This window comes from Roseateles sp. P5_E11 (assembly GCF_054049355.1).
Genome location: NZ_JBFUMO010000074.1, coordinates 1 through 16,848, shown reverse-complemented (window position 1 = coordinate 16,848; position 16,848 = coordinate 1). Strand labels below are relative to the sequence as shown.

17 protein-coding genes are annotated in these 16,848 nt (G+C 68.7%); 7 read left to right on the top strand and 10 right to left on the bottom strand.

Annotated features, from left to right (window positions below; translation table 11 throughout):
- The 3 genes from ACXJKR_RS08500 to ACXJKR_RS08490 all read right to left on the bottom strand — a co-directional run.
- The coding region (locus ACXJKR_RS08500) for a putative quinol monooxygenase (RefSeq protein WP_457322361.1) at window positions 1–198 on the bottom strand (198 nt) is incomplete at its 3' end.
- Window positions 195–1,604 carry an amidase gene (locus ACXJKR_RS08495; protein WP_457322359.1) on the bottom strand — a complete coding sequence of 470 codons (1,410 nt, stop codon included), beginning with the start codon at window positions 1,602–1,604 and terminating at the stop codon, window positions 195–197. The genes ACXJKR_RS08495 and ACXJKR_RS08500, both read right to left, overlap by 4 nt.
- A gap of 207 nt (window positions 1,605–1,811) precedes the next feature.
- The gene (locus ACXJKR_RS08490) at window positions 1,812–2,348 is read right to left on the bottom strand and encodes a peroxiredoxin (protein ID WP_082532814.1); all 537 of its coding nucleotides are present in this window, start codon (window positions 2,346–2,348) and stop codon (window positions 1,812–1,814) included.
- A 95-nt stretch (window positions 2,349–2,443) separates the two neighbouring features.
- On the opposite strand from ACXJKR_RS08490, the gene ACXJKR_RS08485 reads away from it, so the two are divergent.
- Entirely contained in the window at window positions 2,444–3,316 is an 873-nt protein-coding gene (locus ACXJKR_RS08485) for a hypothetical protein (RefSeq protein ID WP_457322357.1), read from the top strand.
- Here the strand turns inward: ACXJKR_RS08485 and ACXJKR_RS08480 are convergent.
- The 3 genes from ACXJKR_RS08480 to bufA2 form a co-directional block, all read right to left on the bottom strand.
- Window positions 3,298–4,083, bottom strand: coding sequence for an HvfC/BufC family peptide modification chaperone (locus ACXJKR_RS08480; RefSeq protein WP_457322355.1), 786 nt, complete (start codon window positions 4,081–4,083; stop codon window positions 3,298–3,300). The two genes, ACXJKR_RS08485 and ACXJKR_RS08480, sit on opposite strands and share 19 nt — an antisense overlap.
- Window positions 4,080–4,901: an MNIO family bufferin maturase gene (bufB, locus tag ACXJKR_RS08475; RefSeq protein WP_457322354.1), complete on the bottom strand. Its 822-nt coding sequence runs from the start codon at window positions 4,899–4,901 to the stop codon at window positions 4,080–4,082. Before bufB ends, ACXJKR_RS08480 begins: the two co-directional genes overlap by 4 nt.
- A gap of 150 nt (window positions 4,902–5,051) precedes the next feature.
- Window positions 5,052–5,306: a BufA2 family periplasmic bufferin-type metallophore gene (gene bufA2 / locus ACXJKR_RS08470; RefSeq protein WP_056200244.1), complete on the bottom strand. Its 255-nt coding sequence runs from the start codon at window positions 5,304–5,306 to the stop codon at window positions 5,052–5,054.
- Between the two features lie 226 nt (window positions 5,307–5,532).
- Between bufA2 and ACXJKR_RS08465 the strand changes: the two genes are divergently transcribed.
- The 4 genes from ACXJKR_RS08465 to ACXJKR_RS08450 are packed head-to-tail and all read left to right on the top strand — an operon-like array spanning window position 5,533 to window position 10,085.
- Window positions 5,533–6,414, top strand: a complete 882-nt coding sequence (locus ACXJKR_RS08465; protein ID WP_457322351.1) for an N-acetylmuramic acid 6-phosphate etherase — start codon at window positions 5,533–5,535, stop codon at window positions 6,412–6,414.
- Entirely contained in the window at window positions 6,411–7,691 is a 1,281-nt protein-coding gene (locus ACXJKR_RS08460) for an MFS transporter (RefSeq protein WP_457322349.1), read from the top strand. Before ACXJKR_RS08465 ends, ACXJKR_RS08460 begins: the two co-directional genes overlap by 4 nt.
- Complete coding sequence (locus ACXJKR_RS08455; protein ID WP_457322347.1) at window positions 7,688–8,821, top strand: acyltransferase family protein; 1,134 nt, start codon at window positions 7,688–7,690, stop codon at window positions 8,819–8,821. Before ACXJKR_RS08460 ends, ACXJKR_RS08455 begins: the two co-directional genes overlap by 4 nt.
- 4 nt (window positions 8,822–8,825) lie before the next feature.
- Window positions 8,826–10,085, top strand: a complete 1,260-nt coding sequence (locus ACXJKR_RS08450; RefSeq protein ID WP_457322345.1) for a glycoside hydrolase family 10 protein — start codon at window positions 8,826–8,828, stop codon at window positions 10,083–10,085.
- A 9-nt stretch (window positions 10,086–10,094) separates the two neighbouring features.
- Here ACXJKR_RS08450 and ACXJKR_RS08445 read toward each other — a convergent pair whose 3' ends face one another.
- Window positions 10,095–11,870 (bottom strand): S8 family peptidase, encoded by a 1,776-nt coding sequence (locus tag ACXJKR_RS08445; RefSeq protein ID WP_457322344.1) that lies wholly within the window; start codon window positions 11,868–11,870, stop codon window positions 10,095–10,097.
- Between the two features lie 182 nt (window positions 11,871–12,052).
- Between ACXJKR_RS08445 and ACXJKR_RS08440 the strand changes: the two genes are divergently transcribed.
- Complete coding sequence (locus ACXJKR_RS08440; protein ID WP_457322342.1) at window positions 12,053–13,324, top strand: glycerophosphodiester phosphodiesterase family protein; 1,272 nt, start codon at window positions 12,053–12,055, stop codon at window positions 13,322–13,324.
- A gap of 187 nt (window positions 13,325–13,511) precedes the next feature.
- Here ACXJKR_RS08440 and ACXJKR_RS08435 read toward each other — a convergent pair whose 3' ends face one another.
- Complete coding sequence (locus ACXJKR_RS08435; RefSeq protein ID WP_457322340.1) at window positions 13,512–13,994, bottom strand: GNAT family N-acetyltransferase; 483 nt, start codon at window positions 13,992–13,994, stop codon at window positions 13,512–13,514.
- A 49-nt stretch (window positions 13,995–14,043) separates the two neighbouring features.
- A complete protein-coding gene (locus tag ACXJKR_RS08430; protein ID WP_457322338.1) occupies window positions 14,044–14,607 on the bottom strand; it encodes a flavodoxin family protein in 564 nt (187 codons plus the stop codon).
- 184 nt (window positions 14,608–14,791) lie between these two features.
- On the opposite strand from ACXJKR_RS08430, the gene ACXJKR_RS08425 reads away from it, so the two are divergent.
- Window positions 14,792–15,442, top strand: a complete 651-nt coding sequence (locus ACXJKR_RS08425) for a hypothetical protein (RefSeq protein WP_457322336.1) — start codon at window positions 14,792–14,794, stop codon at window positions 15,440–15,442.
- A 19-nt stretch (window positions 15,443–15,461) separates the two neighbouring features.
- Here the strand turns inward: ACXJKR_RS08425 and adh are convergent.
- On the bottom strand, window positions 15,462–16,848 hold a 1,387-nt coding region (gene adh, locus ACXJKR_RS08420), incomplete at its 5' end, for an aldehyde dehydrogenase (protein ID WP_457322334.1).

The window sequence follows — 16,848 nt, the reverse complement described above, 5'->3', positions numbered from 1 at the left end:
GAAGTGGGCTTGCAGGGCCGCCATGTCGCTCCACTTCTCGACGAAGACGAGGCGCAACGGGTTCTCGGTGTCTCGGTGCACTGCATGGACAAGGCAGCCTGGCTCCGCACGCGAGCGCTCGACGTGTTGATGGCTGAGCTTCAGCACCTCGTCGAAATGCTCGGGGCGGGCGGTGACATGGCCAAGGACGAGGATCATGGTGGGCTCTCCCAGAAGGGCCAGGGGCGTTGCTCGGGTCGCAACCGCTCCCACGCTGCGCCCAAGGCCAGCACGCCAGCGTCGTCGAAGCGCCGGCCGATGATCTGCAACCCAATCGGCAAGCCACTCGACGTGAAGCCCGCATTGATGGACAGCGCCGGCTGCTCGCTCATGTTGTAGGGCAGCGTGAAGGCGATGTGCTCGAAGGGCCGCGCCGGGTCGTGCAGCGGGCTGGCCAGGTGGGCCGGGTAGGCCGGCATGGGCGCGACGGGCGACAGCACGAAGTCGAACGGCTCGCAGGCTGCATTGGCCGCCTCGCGCAAGGCCTGCATCTGGCTGTAGCCGCGAAAGACCGTGCCGCCGTCGTAGCCGGCCGCGGGCGCGACCCAGCCGAGGATGTAGGGGAGAACCTTGGCACGGCGCTCGGGGGCGAGGGCCGAGATATCCAGCCAGGAGCGCATGCGCCAGAAACGGTCGATGCCGTCGGCCATCTCGCGCGTCGTGAAGGCGGCCAGCGGCTCGACGATGGCGCCAGCCTGCTCGAAGGCACGCGCCGCCGCGACCACCGCCGCCTCGACCTCCGGCTGCACGGCATCGCCCCAGCCCGCATCGAGCATCAGCCCGATGCGCAAGCCACGCAGCTCCAGCGGCCGCGGCGTGACAGAGCCCGGCGGCAGCTGCGTGGGGTCGCGCGCATCCGGTTGCGCGAGCACGGCCAGCATCAGCGCGGCGTCCTCGACCGTGCGCGTCAGCGGCCCGGCGACCCGGCCGGCATAGCCCGGCTTGATGGGCACGCGGCCATGGCTGGGCTTGAGGCCGACCAGGCCGCACCAGCCGGCCGGCAGCCGGATGGAGCCGCCAATGTCCGTGCCCAGGTGCAGAGGGCCATAGCCGGCCGCACCCGCCGCCGCGGCGCCAGCGCTGGAACCACCAGGCGTCATCGCCACGTTCCAGGGGTTGCGTGCCGGCTCGGCATAGAGGCTGGACAGGCCCGAGCTCAGCATGCCGTAGTCGGGCATGGTGGTGCGCGCCCAGGCGATGGCACCGGCCTCGCGCAGCCGCGCGGCGGGCGGAGCCTCGAAGTCGGCAGTCGCGTCATCCGCCGTCGCGGCAGTGCCCAGGCGGTAGCTCGCGCCGGGCACGGCGATGTTCTCCTTCAGCGTGACCGGCACGCCGTCCAGCGCCAGCGCAGTGCCGGCACGCCAGCGCGCCTCGCTGGCGCGGGCCGCGGCCAAAGCGCCCTCGGCATCCATGGCGCACAGTGCGTGCAGTTCGCCCTCACGCTTGCCGGCCTGGGACAGCACGGCGCCCATCACCTCGACGGGCGACAGTTCGCCGCTGCGGTAGGCGGCGATCAGCTCGGCCGCCCCGAGACCGAAAACGGCAGTTGACCGCTCGCTACTCATCGCAGGCCTGACGCTTCGACAAGACCGCTTGCCAGCCTCGCATGCCACTTCGATCACCAGCGCTGCACGTCCGCTGGTCTGGCGCTTCGGGCTGCCGGCTGCGTTGTTCTTCCTTGCGGGCACGAGCCCGCTGCGTCGTCTCGCCTTGCKGGCAACCCGCCTCGCCAGCCCCTCGGACGCGCACAACCGCCGTTTCCGGGCCGGCAATCATTTCTTCAGTTGCTGAGCCGCCTTCAGCATCGCGTCGATGTGGCCGTCCGGGTTCATGCTGGCATGCACAGCAGCGACCTTGCCATCGGTGCCGATCAGATAGGACACGCGGTCGGCCATGGTGCCGGGCACCATCTTCAGCGTGACGTCGTAGTCCTTGATGACCTTGCCGCCGGCGTCGGCCGCGACGGCGAACTTGTTGCGGCAGGCCTCGACGCTGAACTTCTTCAGCGTCTCGATGTCGTCGTTGGACATGCCGATGACCGTCGTGTGCAGCGCCTTGAACTTGTCGGTCGCCTCGGCGAACTGGTGGGCCTCGACGGTGCAGCCGCTGGTGAAGGCCTTGGGATAGAAGTACAGCACCACCGGGCCTTGCTTGAGGGCCTCGGCCAGCTTGAACTTGAAGGATTGGCCGCCGACGGCGGCGTCAGTGCTGAAGTCGGGGGCCGGGGCGCCGACGCTGAGGGCGGCGTGGCCTGGCAGGGCCAGCAGCAGGGATAGCGAGGCAAACAGGGGAGCAAGGCGCGACGACATAACGACTCCAACAGGTGAACAATCACGGGGCCGGCACCAACAACCAAAGCCGGCTTGCGCCTAGTATCCACTCGCTCGAAATTCAAGGTGTACCGATGACCTTTTCCTCCTGCTGCCGCGTGACGGCRCCCCTGCTGTTCTCCCTGCTCGCCATGGCAGGCTGTGGCGGCGTAGGCCACGACGTCGCTGACGTCGTCGGTGCCATGGCCGACGGCATCGTGTGCGGCCTGCGCAACTGCACCGAATCCTCGACGCTGAACGTCGACGAGATCAGCCCTCGCTTCAGCGCGGCCCAGGCAACGGGCGACAACCGCGTGGTGGTGGACGGCTTCCTCGGCAAGTCCGCCAACGTACTGACGACGGTGCTGATGGCGCCGGATGAGCGCCTGTCGGTCAGCATCGACGGCGGCCCCGAGGTGACGATGAGCAATCCCGACGGCGAGCGTCTGGGCTACACCGCCAGCTTGGCCGCCGCGAGCGCCCAGCCGGTGGTGCAGCTGGTGTTCACGCGGGCCGGTGTTCGCCATGTGAGCCAGGTCACGCTGCCCGTTGGCTTCACGGTGCTGCAGCCCACTGGCAACCCTTTGCTGACACGCAGCGGCGCCGCCCTGCCGGTGCGGCTGAACCTGTCCGGCGTGAACGACGCCGTCGCCACGGGCAGCGGCAGCTGCAGCCGCAGCGATGGCAGCAGCTTCACGATCAAGAACGAGAATCTGGGCGCACGCATCGAGGGCAGCGTGGCGGGCGGCTACCGGCTGGAGCCGGCCCTGGTGGACGACAACCTCAACATCGCCAGCCGCAATGCCAACAACAGCGATCCCAAGACCGCGGCCGTCAGCCGTTGCGAGCTCACGGTGACCTGGACCAAATCCTCTCGCGGCACCATCGCGCCGACGATGAACGGCCACGGTACTTTCCTCGGCGAACGCCAGGCCAGCCACCCCCTGGTCTACGACGCGCGCTCCTGAAGCAGACTGTCAGCGAGCCAGCGCTGCAGGGCGCCGACGACGGCGGGCGCTGCGGCGCCTGGATCGCCCAGCACCTGGGCGGCGCGCTCGCAGAGCTGCGCGAACGGCAAGCCCTCGGCCACCGCGCCCAGCAAAGCGGCCTCCAGCGGCTCCAGCGAGCGCCAGCGGGTCTCGCCGGCCTGGCGCCAGGCCAGCAGCGTGTGTTCATGCGCCACCGGCTCAGGCAGCTCGGGTTGGTCGTCGCCGGACTCCGGCTCCCACTCGCGCAGCACGCGCCAGGCGGGCTCGATGGCGTAGGCCAGCACCGCGCGCTGCACGCTGGGCTGCAGGTGCAGCACCAGACCGGCCCAGTCGTCTGCGCCAAGTGCGGCCAGCGAGGCCGGCTCCAGCGGGGGTGCCTGGGCCGCATCGAAGGCGCCACGCAGAGCCCAGTCCATGCGCGCGAAATCGATCAGGCTGGCATGGGGCACGAGTTCATCGTCTGCTGCGGCCATGAAGTCGGCCAGCTCATGGCCGAACCAGCGGATGGACGGGTGCTGGCTGGGCCGCGCGGCGAGATAGGCCTGGCCCAGGGCGTCGAAAGCCTCGTCGCCCAATGCCCGGGCGAGCACGGTGTAGTTGTCGGTCAGCGCCGCCACGAGGCGGGCCCGATAGGCATGGCGGTAGACCTCCAGGCCCGTCGCGTGGTCGCCAGCGAGCAGGTCGGCCGCGTCGGCACCGTCGCGGATCGCAGCGGCCAGCCGCCGCTGTTGCTGGATGACGCTCATGAGGTGGTCGCCAGGCGGCGGGCCACGGCCAGTTCGGCCAGCAGGCTCTCCAGCGGCGGGATGTGGTCGTCGCGCTCGATCATGGTCGGCACCGCGCCGAAGCGCTTCACGGCATGCTGGAACAGCGCCCAGACCTCGTCGCGCACCGGATGGTCGTGGGTGTCGATGACGATGTCGCCACGGTCCTCGTGGCCGGCGAGGTGGATCTGTCGCACGGGCTCGACGGGGRTGGCGTCCAGGTAGGTGATCGGGTCGAAGCCATGGTTGCGGCCCGAGACATAGACGTTGTTGACGTCCAGCAGCAACTGGGCGCCGGTGGCCTTGAGCAACTGGGCGATGAAGTCCCACTCCGTCATCTCGTCGGCCGCGAAGCGCACATAGCTGGACACGTTCTCCAGCACCAACGACCGGCCGAGGATGTCCTGCACCTGGGCGATGCGGCCGCCCACGTGATCGAGAGCGGCGCGCGTCAGCGGCACGGGCAGCAGGTCATGCAGCTGGCTGTGCGCGTCGGCGCTCCAGCAGAGGTGATCGGACACCCAGCCGGGCTCAAGCCGGTCCGCCAGCACTTTCAATTCGCGCAGATAGCCCAGGTCCAGCGGTGCGGGCCCCGCCACGGACAGCGACACGCCGTGCATGACCAGCGGGTAGTCCGCGCGGATGCGCTCCAGATGCGCCATCGGCGGGCCGCCGGGCACCATGTAGTTCTCGGAAATGATCTCCAGCCAGTCGGGCCGCACGGCGGCATCCACGCCCGCCTCGAAGGCCGCGTAATGCTCGACGCGCAAGCCCAGGCCGAAGCCTTCAATCTTGGTCATTCAGTCGATGAAGAGAACACAGCCACAGAGACACAGAGGAAATCACCAGCACATCGCGGCAGCCGAGCCTCTCTGTGCCTCCGTGTCTCTGTGGCTGAATTTCAGAGATGGCGGCGAGGCCGCATGCGACCTCGCCCGTTTCAGGCCGGCTTACTTTTCAACTTTTCCGCCAGCCTTGGTGCACTCGTCAGCGCTCTTCTTGCTGACCCAGCCCTGGCCCTTGCAGCCGTTGTGGCCCTTGCAATCGCTCTTGGCGGTCTTGCACTCGGAAGTGCCCTTGCAGCCGTTCACGCCGGAGCACTTGACCATGCCGTCGGCGGCCATGGCGGTCGTCGGCACGGCGGTGGCGAACAGGGCAGCAGCGGCGGCAGCGATGCCCAGGCCAGTCTTGAGGGATGCGTTCATATCGAGTCTCCAGGAGATAAAAGTGGATGAATGTGAGAGGTTTCACCACAGGCCGATTCCGGATGCATCCGACATCGACTTGCCAGCTTCTGTCGGGGGCCATGCCCAACTCCTTACAACCGACAGGCAGATTCTGATTACCTGACGTTATGACTGCAATGGCGCGTGGCATTCGTCATGGTCCGGCGCCAGCCGCTAGAGTCCGTCAGCTTCGCTTCCGATCCCCATGCTGAACACCGAAACCCCGAGCACCCGGCATCCCGACCTGGACACTTACGCCACGCCGGCACTGCTGGATGCATTCATCGCCGATCAGGTCGATGCCGTCGCAGCCGTCAAAGCCGCCGCGCCTCAGCTCGCCGCCGCCGTGGACGCCGCACTGCCGCGCATCCGCGCCGGCGGCCGGCTGCTGTATGCCGGCGCCGGCACTTCCGGGCGGCTCGGCGTGCTGGACAGCGTGGAGCTCTACCCCACCTTTTCCTGGCCACGGGAACGGGCCGTCGCCGTCATCGCCGGCGGCCAGGGCGCGATGTTTGTCGCCGTCGAAGGCGCCGAAGATGACCGCGCCCAGGGCGCCGCTGACCTGAACGCGCTCAACCCCGGCCCCAATGACGTGGCCCTGCTGCTGGCCGCGTCCGGCGGCACGCCCTATGTGCTGGGTGCCATTGAGGCCGCCCGCGCGGCCGGCGCGCTGACCATCGGCTTTGCCAACAACCCCGGCGCGCCGGTCACCCAGCAGGCAGAGATCGGCATCACGCTGGACACCGGCGCCGAGGTCATCTCCGGCAGCACGCGGCTCAAGGCCGGCACCTCGCAGAAGATCGCGCTGAACACCTTCTCGTCGGCCCTGATGGTGCGGCTCAACAAGGTCTACGGCAACMTGATGGTGGACCTGAAGGCGACCAACGTGAAGCTCGTCAAGCGGGCGGTGGCGCTGACCGTGCGCGCTTCGGGCGCGAGTGAGGCCGATGCGCAGGCTGCGCTGGCGCAATGCGACCACCATGTGAAGACGGCGCTGGTGATGCTCAAGCGCGGTGTCGATGCGCGCGAGGCGCAGGCCTTGCTGGACAAGGTCGATGGCAGCGTGAGCCGGGCACTGGCTGCGTGAACACCCAGCAACGCTCGCCCTGGGCGTGGATCCCGACGCTCTACTTCGCCCAGGGGATTCCGTACGTCGTCGTCATGACGCTGTCGGTGGTGCTCTACAAGAACCTCGGCATCTCCAACACCGACATCGCCCTCTACACCAGCTGGCTCTACCTGCCCTGGGTCATCAAACCGCTGTGGTCGCCGTTGGCCGAGTTGTTCGGCACCAAGCGGCTCTGGGTCACGGTGCTGCAGTTCTTCGTCGGCACGGCGCTGGCCGGCGTGGCGCTGACGATCCCGACCGACAAGGTCTTCCAGCTGTCGCTCGCGGTCTTCTGGCTGATGGCGTTCGCGTCCGCCTCGCACGACATCGCGGCCGACGGCTACTACATGCTGGCCCTGCCGCAGCACCAGCAGGCCGCCTTCGTGGGCGTGCGCTCGACCTTCTATCGCCTCGCCAACATCGGCGGCCAGGGCGGCCTGGTCTATCTCGCCGGTGAGCTGACCGAGCGCAGCGGCAGCGTCGTGCAAGCCTGGACCTGGGTGTTCTGGCTGCTGGGCGGGCTGTTCGTGCTGCTGGCGGCCTGGCATGCGCTCGTGTTGCCCCGGCCTGCGGCCGACGTGCAAGGCCCTGGCCGCAGCGCGGCACGCGGGCTGGCAGCCGAATTCATGGCCGTGTTCGCCAGCTTCTTCAAAAAGCCCGGCATCGCCATCACGCTGGGCTTCCTGCTGCTCTACCGCTTCCCCGAGGCACAGCTGCTCAAGCTCGCTTCACCCTTCCTGCTCGACCCCGTCGACAAGGGTGGCCTGGGCCTGTCCACCAAGGCCGTTGGCATCGCCTATGGCACGGTCGGCCTGACGGCACTGACGCTGGGTGGCCTGGCCGGCGGCTGGGTCATCTCCCGCATCGGCCTGAAGCGCGCGCTGTGGCCGCTGGTGCTGGCCATGCATGTGCCCAACGTCGCCTTCCTGCTGCTGGCCATCACGCATCCAACCAGCCTCGCCGTCATCAGCAGCGCCCTGGCCGTCGAGCAGTTCGGCTACGGCCTCGGGTTCACGGCCTATCTGATGTACATGATCCACGTCGCCGACGGGACCCAGAAGACAGCGCATTACGCGATCTGCACCGGCTTCATGGCGCTTGGGATGATGATCCCCGGCATGTGGAGCGGCTGGCTGCAGGACCACATCGGCTATGTGCCCTTCTTCGCCTGGGTGCTGGTGGCCACGCTGCCGAGCTTCATCATGGCGGCGCTGATCAAGGTGCCKGACAACTTCGGCAAAAAGGTCGAGGCGTGAACGGCCGCCTGCTCAGCCTCGATGCCTTCCGCGGCTTCGCGATCGCCGCGATGCTCCTCGTCAACAATCCCGGCGACTGGGGCAACGTCTACGCGCCGCTGCTGCACGCGCACTGGAACGGCTGGACCTTCACCGACTGGGTCTTCCCCTTCTTCGTTTTCATCAGCGGCATGGCGATGACGCTCAGCCTCGCGCGCCGCGCGCAGGGCGGCGCCAACAAGACGGCGCTGCTGCTGAGCACGTCACGCCGGGCGCTGGTCATCATCGGCATCGGCCTGCTGCTCAACCTGGTTCCCAGCTTCAATTTCGAGACCCTGCGCATCCCCGGCGTGCTGCAGCGCCTGGGCCTGTGCACGCTGGCCGCGGCGCCCATCGTCATCTGGCACGGCCAGCGCGGCGTGGCGCTGTGGGCCGTGCTGCTGATGGCCATCTACACGCTGATGCAACTCTGCCTGCCGGTGCCCGACGCAGACGGCATCGTTCACGTTGGCCTGCTGGAGCCGGGCAAGGATGCCGGTTCCTGGCTGGACCGCCTGCTGCTGGACGGCCACCTGTGGAAGCAGGCCAAGGTCTGGGACCCCGAGGGCCTGCTGTCGACGTTGCCTGCCGTGTCGACCCAACTGCTGGGCGTGCTCGCCGGCTATGTGCTGGCCTCCAAGAAGCAGCCCGCCGACAAGGCCATGACCTGGGTGCTCTATGGCCTGGCGTCGCTGTGGCTGGGCCAGGTGCTCGACTCGCTGCTGATGCCCATCAACAAGTCGCTGTGGACGCCGTCCTTCGTCTTCGCCATGGCCGGCTGGGCCTTGCTCGTCTTCGCCGTCTTCTACTGGCTGCTGGATGCCATGCCGCAGCCGCTGGCCCGCCAGCGCTGGGCGCGCGTGTTCCACCCGCTGGTCGTCTTCGGCATGAACGCCCTCTTCCTGTTCGCGCTGTCGGGCCTCGTTGCCAAGACGCTCTACACCGTCAAGTTTGCCGACGGCGCCAGCCTCGGCCGCGCGCTGTACGCGCCACTGCGCGACTCGGGCCTCGCACCGAAGAGCGCCTCCCTGCTGCACGCCATCGCCTTCGTGCTTTGCATGTACGCCATCGCCTGGCTCATGTATCGCAAGCGCTGGTTTATGAAAGTCTGATGCCATGAAACGCCGCGACCTGCTCAGCCTCGCCTCCGTTCCGCTGCTTTCCGCCTGCGCCACGGCGCCCGCCCCCGTGCCGCCGGGCGAGGCAGCGCTGGCGGCCACGCCGCCAGCGCCCGCAGCATCGGCCGCCACCGTGCTGACCCCCCCGCCCCGCGAATGGCGCGCCGCCTGGATCGCCACCGTCGCCAACATCGACTGGCCCAGCAAGCCTGGCCTGAGCGCTGAAGCGCAGCAGGCCGAGATCAAGTCCCTGTGCGACATCGCCGTGCGCATCGGCCTTAACGCGCTGATCCTGCAGGTGCGCACCAGCGCCGATGCCCTCTACGAATCCAAGCTGGAACCCTGGAGCGAATACCTCACCGGCACCCAGGGCCAGCACCCCGGCTACGACCCGCTGGCCGTCTGGCTGGCTGAGGCTCGCGCCCGCGGCCTGGAGCTGCATGCCTGGATCAACCCCTACCGCGCCCGGCACAGCACGGCCAAATCCGCGCTGGCCGAGACGCACATCGGCCGCAGCCGCGACTGGGTCAAGCGCTATGGCGACCAGCTCTGGATGGACCCGGGCGAGCCCGCCGCCGCCGAGCAGACCCTGGCCGTGGCGCGCGACATCCTGAGCCGCTATGCCGTCGACGGCATCCACATCGACGACTACTTCTACCCCTACCCCATCAACGATCCGGCCACCAAGCAGGAGGTCGACTTCCCGGACGAACCGAGCTGGCAGCGCTACACGGCCAAGGGCGGGTCCCTGAGCCGCCACGACTGGCGCCGCTACAACGTCAACACGCTGGTGCAGCGCCTGTACGCGCTGGCCCATGAAGTGCGCCCCGGCACGCGCGTCGGCGTCAGCCCCTTCGGCATCCCCAAGCCCGACGCACGCCCGGCCGGCATCAGTGGCTTCAGCCAGTACGACAAGCTCTATGCCGACGTGGAGCTGTGGCTGCGCGAGGGCTGGATGGACTATCTCGCGCCCCAGCTCTACTGGCCGCGCTCGCAGACGGCCCAGTCCTTCGAGCCGCTGCTGCAGGCCTGGCGCGCGTCCAACCCGCTGGGCCGGCCCATCCATCCGGGCCTGTTCACCAGCCGCATCAACGACACCGACAAAAGCTGGCAGCCCGACGAGGTGCTGGCCCAGATCGACATCATCCGGCGCGCCTCGCCGGGCAGCGGCCACATCCACTTCAGCATGGCGGCGCTGTCGCAAAACCGCAAGGGCATCGCCGACGCGCTGCGCAGCGGGCCCTACGCGGGCCCTTGAGCGCCTGGCTCAGAACGCGTAGGCAATCTTGCGCAGCTGCACCTCGTAGCCACGGTCGCTGGTGCTCAGCGACGACGAGGTGCTCTTCACGCGCAGGTAGACGGCCATCGTCTTGCCCGTCGCGTTGAAGTAGTTCACTTCCGGCTTGCCGCCGATCAGCACGGCGCTCTTGATGAGCTTGCCACTGGCGTCCAGGAGCTCCATCGTCGCGTTGAAGGGGAAGATATCCAGCAGCGTCGGCGGGTCCAGCGTCAGCGTGGTCTGCAGCGTCGTCGAAGCGGCCAGGTTGACCGAGTAGATGTCGACGAACTGCGGGTAGGCCGGCTGCAGCGTGCCGCGCACCCGCGCCGGGAACACGTTCAGGTATTGGGCCTGGGCCAGCGTGTCGTTGGGCTCCTTCTCAAGACGAAAACCGCGCGCCGCGATGATGGCCTGCTCGGCGTCGACGATGCCGGCACCACAACCCGTGCAGCTGCCCGGGAAGGCGCGCGCGGTGGACCGCATCAAGGAGGCCATGTCCGACGGCAGCACCGTCGAGTTGACGGCCGCCATCAGCGCGGCCACGCCGGCGACATGGGGCGCCGCCATGGACGTACCGCGCAGCCAGCTGTAGCCGTCGGCCACCGGGCCGCTCATGCCGGAGTTGGACAGCGACAGCACGTTGCCGTAGGTCGCGTCGCCACCGGGCGCCGCGATGTCCACCATGTCGCCGTAGTTGGAATAGCTGGAGCGCGCGCCGCCCTTGTTCGTCGCGGCCACGGCCATCACATGCTTGCAGTTGGCCGGCGTCTGCTTGGCGACGTCCTGGTTGTCGTTGCCGGCCGCGACAACGATCACCGCCCCCTTGTTGTAGGCGTAGTTGATGGCCGACTGCGTGATGCTGGCACAGGCCGCTTCGCCGCCCAGCGACAGGTTCATGATCAGCGCCGGGTTGGCGTTGGCCGGCACGCCGGCCAACGAGCCGCCGGCGGCCCAGACGATGCCGTCGGCGATGTCCGACGTAGCACCACCGCATTTGCCCAGCACGCGCACCGGCACGATCCTGGCCTTGGGCGCCACGCCGGTGACGCCCAGCGCGTTGTTGCCCACGGCGGCGATGGTGCCGGCGACATGGGTGCCGTGCCAGCTGCTGTTCTGGGCTGGTTTGTCGGCGCCGCACTGGTTGGCTGTGACGTTGTCGCCGGGGTCGCCGGCATTGCTGTCGCGCCCGCCACCGTCGCCGGCGCGGGTGCTGTCGGTGATGAAGTCATAGCCCGGCAGCAGATTGGCCGCGATGTCGGCATGCGGCAGTACACCGGTATCCAGCACCGCCACGCGCGCGCCGGAGCCCATGCCGATGTCCCAGGCCTTGGGCGCGTTGATGCCACCGGTCGGGTCGCTCATGTCCCACTGGTTGGCCCAGTTCGTGTCATTGGGCGTGAAGGTGGGATGCATGACGTGGTCGATCTCGACCGACTCGATGCTCGGGTCCGACAGCTGGATGTCGCGCGCCAGCTGGGCCAGCGCGCTGGCCGGCACGCGCTGGGCGAGGCGGATGACGCGATGGCCCAGTGCGCTCTCGCGATCGAAGGCCACGCGCTGGCCGCGCGCCTCGCTCATGGCCCGAAAGCCCTGCAGCGCCGCCTTGGCGGCCACCGGCGTGCGGCTGCCGTCCTTGAACTTGATGATGAGGCCGGCGGCCTGCGGCTCTGTGCGGGCCTGGGTCTGGCTGGAGGCCGGGTTCATCACGCTGAACAGTGCGGCGGCGAAGAAGCTGAGGGCGAAAGGCTTGTAGGTCGGGTGCATGGAAGGCTCCGTGTCAAAGAACCCTCATGCTCGACAGCGCCCGTTGCAGCCCCGCTTCAGTGGCGCACGCGGTTGGTTTCGTTTGTTGCGCGCGCCCCCTAGCTTGCGCGCCCGGGCGCCGTTGTCATGCCGGCTTCACGGCGGCTGCCTAGCCTGCCGTGCTTGAACCAACGGAGACATCCATGCGCCGCACCTTCACCCGCCTCGCACTGCTGCTGCTTGCCGCCGCCAGCCTGCCCGCCTGGGCCCACGATGCCGATGGCGACCGCCGCGGCGGCAACACCGGCATCGCCAGCGTGCAACTGGGCCCGCGCCCCTTCTTCCTCGTCAACGAGATGAACGACAGCCCGCTGAAGAAGCGCCTGCAGCATTGCGCCGCCTCGCGCGAAAGCTACAGGCCCACGCTGTTCTCCATCGGCCACCGCGGCGCGCCGCTGCAGTTCCCCGAGCACACCAAGGAGAGCTATGAGGCCGCCGCACGCATGGGCGCCGGCATCGTCGAGTGCGACGTGACCTTCACCAAGGACAAGGAGCTGGTCTGCCGCCACGCGCAGAACGACCTGCACACGACCACCAACATCCTCGCCACGCCGCTGGCGAGCAAATGCATCAAGCCCTTCACGCCGGCCGCCTTCGACGCCGCCGGCACTCTGGTTGCACCGGCCGCCGCCGAATGCCGCACCAGCGAGCTGACGCTGGCCGAGTTCAAGACGCTGCGCGGCAAGATGGACGCCTTCAACCCGCGCGGCCGCACGRTGGCCGAGTACATGGCCGGCACGCCGAACTTCCGCACCGACCTCTACGCCGGCCCCACCAGCGGCACGCTGCTGACGCTGAAGGAAGCCATCGCCCTGTTCAAGCAGCTCGGCGTGAAGATGACACCCGAGCTGAAGTCGCCCAGCGTGCCCATGCCCTTCGACGGCTTCAGCCAGGCCGCCTATGCGCAGAAGATGATCGACGAACACAAGGCCGCGGGCGTGCCGGCGCGAGACGTGTGGGCGCAAAGCTTCGACCTCAACGACATCCTGTACTGGGTCAAGAACGAGCCGTCTTTTGGCCGCCAGGCCGTCTACCTCGATGACGCCAACGTGCCCGCCGACGTGCCCACCGCCGAGCAGCTCAAGGCCTACCGCGCCCAGGGCGTGCGCATCGTCGCGCCGCCGCTGTGGGTACTGCTGGCGGCCGACACCAGCGGCAACATCCTGCCCTCGCAGTACGCGCGCAACGCCAAGGCCGCCGGCCTGGACATCATCACCTGGTCGCTGGAGCGCAGCGGCATCCTGGCCGACGGCAACAACGGCTCCTACTACCAGACCTATGACAGCGCCATCACCCGCGAGGGCGACATGTTCCGCATGCTGGACGTGCTGGCCGAGCAGGTCGGCGTGATCGGCGTGTTCTCGGATTGGCCGGCCACCGTCAGCTTCTACGCCAACTGCACTGGGCAAAAATAGCCCACCCCCTACCGGCTTCGCCGGCCCCCTCAAGGGGGCTGAGCCCGGACACAAACAGTCCTGAGGACTGTTTGTGCCTGGCGAAGGACAAGGCCTCCGGCTTTGGCAACCACCAGTGGCCCGGCGAAGCCGGTTCCACGGTGGTCGCTGGGTGGCCCGCGCGCYTCGCCGCGGGGATCAAACGACATCAGCTTGTCTGGCGCGCCACCATCAGGTGGTAGCTGCCACGCAGCCCCGCCTCCTCGAAGCCGCAGCTGGCGTACATGCGCCGCGCCGGGTTCTCGGGGTGGACGGTCAGCGCGACCTGGGCATGGCCCGCCCGCCAGGCGGCGTCCAGCGCCGCCAACATCAGCGCCTTGCCGATGCCCTGGCGCTGGAAGGCCGGCCACAGGCCAATGCCCAGCTGCGGCGTGCTCGCATCCACCGACGCCAGGCCCACGCCCTCGGGCAGCACACGCATCCAGCAGGCGCCCGCATCCGCGCCATTGCGCACGGCCACGAGGCCGATGTCGCCGGGCCGGCCCCAGTCATCGGCATAGATGCGCACGCCAGGGTCGTCCAGCACCTCGCGCGGGCGCAGCGGCGCGGGCGGCGGGTCCCACAGCGCGATGTGCAGCCAGTCCCACAGCGTGGACTGGTCCTGCGGGAACAGCGGGCGAAAGTACAGCATGAGTCAGAGCCTAACGGCGCGGTCAGCCGCCAGTCTGAGGTCATGGCGATCACGCCAGCAGCAGCTTCGCCGCAGCGGCCATCGCGGCCTCGTCCTTCAGCACGTCGCCGGGCCGCGTGCCGTCGCCCAGCACGGCGCCGCCCCAGCGCATCTTCATGTAACCGGCGCTGAAGCGCAGGCTGTCCACCAGGGGCGCAGCCAGGTGGGGCTCGTCGCCGCTGCTGGTGGCGCACAGCACATACATCGCCTTGCCGGCCATCTGCGGCTTGAAGTCCAGGCCCGGCACGCGCATGAAGGCGCTCCAGTGGTCAAGGTAGAGCTTGAGCGGTGCGGGCAGGCTGTACCAGTACAGCGGCGAGGCGACGAGGAGGTCGGTCGCCCACAGCGTGTCGTCCAGCAGGCGGGCGAGGTCGCCAGTGGGGGCCGGGTACTGGCCAACGCTGTGCCGGATGTCCTCGAAGGGCGGCAGGGCCAATTCAGCCATGCGCTGCCAGCGCACCTCGGTGCCGGCGGGCAACGCCGCCACCGCGGCGCGGGCCATCAGTTCGGCGTTGCCGTCGGCGCGGGTGCTGGCGAGGAGGATGAGGACGCGGCGTGCGGCGGTTTCGGTCATGGCGGCAGGGGTTGCTTGGGCAGGGCCAAATGATGGCGCCAAGCCCATGCCCTTTGCCCGCCGCGGGGCACGCCTGCGGCCTGCCGGCTGCCCCCTCCATCTGCGGGGCGCCCCCCAGGGTTTGGGGTGGGCGCCGGCAGGGCTTCGGTCGCCCAATGGCGCAACACCCCTCGGGAGACCCACCATGCGCCGTGCCCTCCTTGCTCTTGCCCTGACCACCCTGGGCGCGGCCCAGGCCGCCAGCGTGTCGGTCTACAACAGCCTCGCGGCATGGCAGGGCGCCATCAGCGGGGCGGCGCAGACGCAGGACTTCTCCGGTTATTCGTCCGGCACCAACCTGACAGGCGTGGCGGTGCTGCCCGGCGTCACCCTGACCAGCAACCTCGGCCCGGTCCAGGCCTTCGCGCAGACGGCCACGGCCTTTGGCGCGCGCAACCTCGGCAATGCCTATTTCGAGGGCCATTACGCGCTGCCCTTCCTCGCCGCCGCGCTGGACATCACCGCCTTCGAATCCAGCCCCGGCGTGCCCAGCACCGCGGTCGACCAGGGCCTGCTGTCCTTCCTCTTCAGCGACGGCACGACGCAGGACCTCGCCATCTCCGGCGGCAGCGGCGCGCCGATCTTCGTCGGCGTGATCTCGAGCAGTGCCATCGCGGCCTTCCGCTGGACCGAGGCGCATGAAGGCAACGGCGGCAACGAAGAGACGGGGTTGGACAACCTGCGCGTCGCCATGCGCACGACCAATCAACTGCCCTTGCCTGGCTCGTTGCCGCTGGCGATGCTGGCCTTGCTGACGTCAGGTGTACTGCCGCTGGTGCGAGGYCGCCCGCGCTGATCGGCGCGAGCCGCTTCGCTCAGAAGAACCCGAGCGCGTTCGGCGAATAGCTGACCAGCAGGTTCTTGGTCTGCTGGTAGTGGTCGAGCATGGCCTTGTGGGTCTCGCGGCCGATGCCGGACTCCTTGTAGCCACCAAACGCCGCATGCGCCGGATAGGCGTGATAGCAGTTGGTCCACACGCGGCCGGCCTGGATGGCGCGGCCCATGCGGTAGGCGCGGCTGCCGTCGCGGCTCCACACGCCGGCGCCCAGGCCGTAGACGGTGTCGTTGGCGATCTGCAGCGCCTCGGCCTCGGTCTTGAAGGTGGTCACGGCCAGCACCGGGCCGAAGATCTCCTCGCGGAAGATGCGCATGTTGTTGTTGCCCTGGAAGAGCGTCGGCTGGATGTAGTAGCCGCCCGCCAGGTCGCCGCCGAGATGGGCACGATCGCCGCCGATCAGCACCTTGGCGCCTTCCTCCTTGCCCAGGGCCAGATAGGTCTGGATCTTGTCCATCTGCATGGCCGAGGCCTGCGCGCCCATCATCGTGTCGGTGTCGAGAGGATTGCCCTGCTTGATGGCGGCCACGCGCTTCAGCGCCCGCGCCATGAACTTGTCGTAGATGCTCTCCTGGATCAGCGCGCGGCTCGGGCAGGTGCAGACCTCGCCCTGGTTGAACGCGAACAGCACCAAGCCCTCGATGGCCTTGTCGAGGAAGGCGTCGTCCTCGGCCATCACATCCTCGAAGAAGATGTTGGGGCTCTTGCCGCCCAGCTCCAGCGTGGCGGGGATCAGGTTGCTGGCCGCCGCCTGGGCGATGACCTTCCCGGTGGCGGTCGACCCGGTGAAGGCGATCTTGGCGATGCGCTTGCTGGTGGCCAGCGGCATGCCGGCCTCGCGGCCGAAGCCGTTGACGATGTTCAGCACGCCCGGCGGCAGCAGGTCGGCGATCAGCTCGGCCATCACGAGGATGCTGACCGGCGTGCTCTCGGCGGGCTTGAGCACCACGCAATTGCCCGCGCCGAGTGCCGGGGCCAGCTTCCATGCCGCCATCAGGATGGGGAAGTTCCACGGGATGATCTGGCCCACCACGCCCAGCGGCTCCTGGAAGTGGTACGCGATGGTGTTGCCGTCGATCTGGGAGAGAGCACCTTCCTGCGCGCGCACGCAGCCGGCGAAGTAGCGGAAGTGATCCACCGTCAGCGGGATGTCTGCATTCAACGTCTCGCGGATGGGCTTGCCGTTGTCCACGGTCTCGGCGTAGGCCAGCAGCTCCAGGTTCTGCTCGATGCGGTCGGCAATCTTCAGCAACAGGTTGGCGCGGTCGGCCGGCGGCACGGCGGCCCAGCTCGCGGCAGCGGCGTGGGCGGCGTCCAGCGCCAGCTCGATGTCTGCGGCGCTCGATCGCGCGGCCTGGGTGTAGACC

Coding starts and splice junctions, on each gene's coding strand:
- ACXJKR_RS08490 (WP_082532814.1), bottom strand. CDS start 2,348: ATGTCGTCGCGCCTTGCTCCCCTGTTTGCCTCGCTATCCCTGCTGCTG.
- bufA2 (WP_056200244.1), bottom strand. CDS start 5,306: ATGAACGCATCCCTCAAGACTGGCCTGGGCATCGCTGCCGCCGCTGCT.
- ACXJKR_RS08445 (WP_457322344.1), bottom strand. CDS start 11,870: ATGCACCCGACCTACAAGCCTTTCGCCCTCAGCTTCTTCGCCGCCGCA.
- ACXJKR_RS08450 (WP_457322345.1), top strand. CDS start 8,826: ATGAAACGCCGCGACCTGCTCAGCCTCGCCTCCGTTCCGCTGCTTTCC.
- ACXJKR_RS08435 (WP_457322340.1), bottom strand. CDS start 13,994: ATGCTGTACTTTCGCCCGCTGTTCCCGCAGGACCAGTCCACGCTGTGG.
- ACXJKR_RS08430 (WP_457322338.1), bottom strand. CDS start 14,607: ATGACCGAAACCGCCGCACGCCGCGTCCTCATCCTCCTCGCCAGCACC.
- ACXJKR_RS08480 (WP_457322355.1), bottom strand. CDS start 4,083: ATGAGCGTCATCCAGCAACAGCGGCGGCTGGCCGCTGCGATCCGCGAC.
- ACXJKR_RS08495 (WP_457322359.1), bottom strand. CDS start 1,604: ATGAGTAGCGAGCGGTCAACTGCCGTTTTCGGTCTCGGGGCGGCCGAG.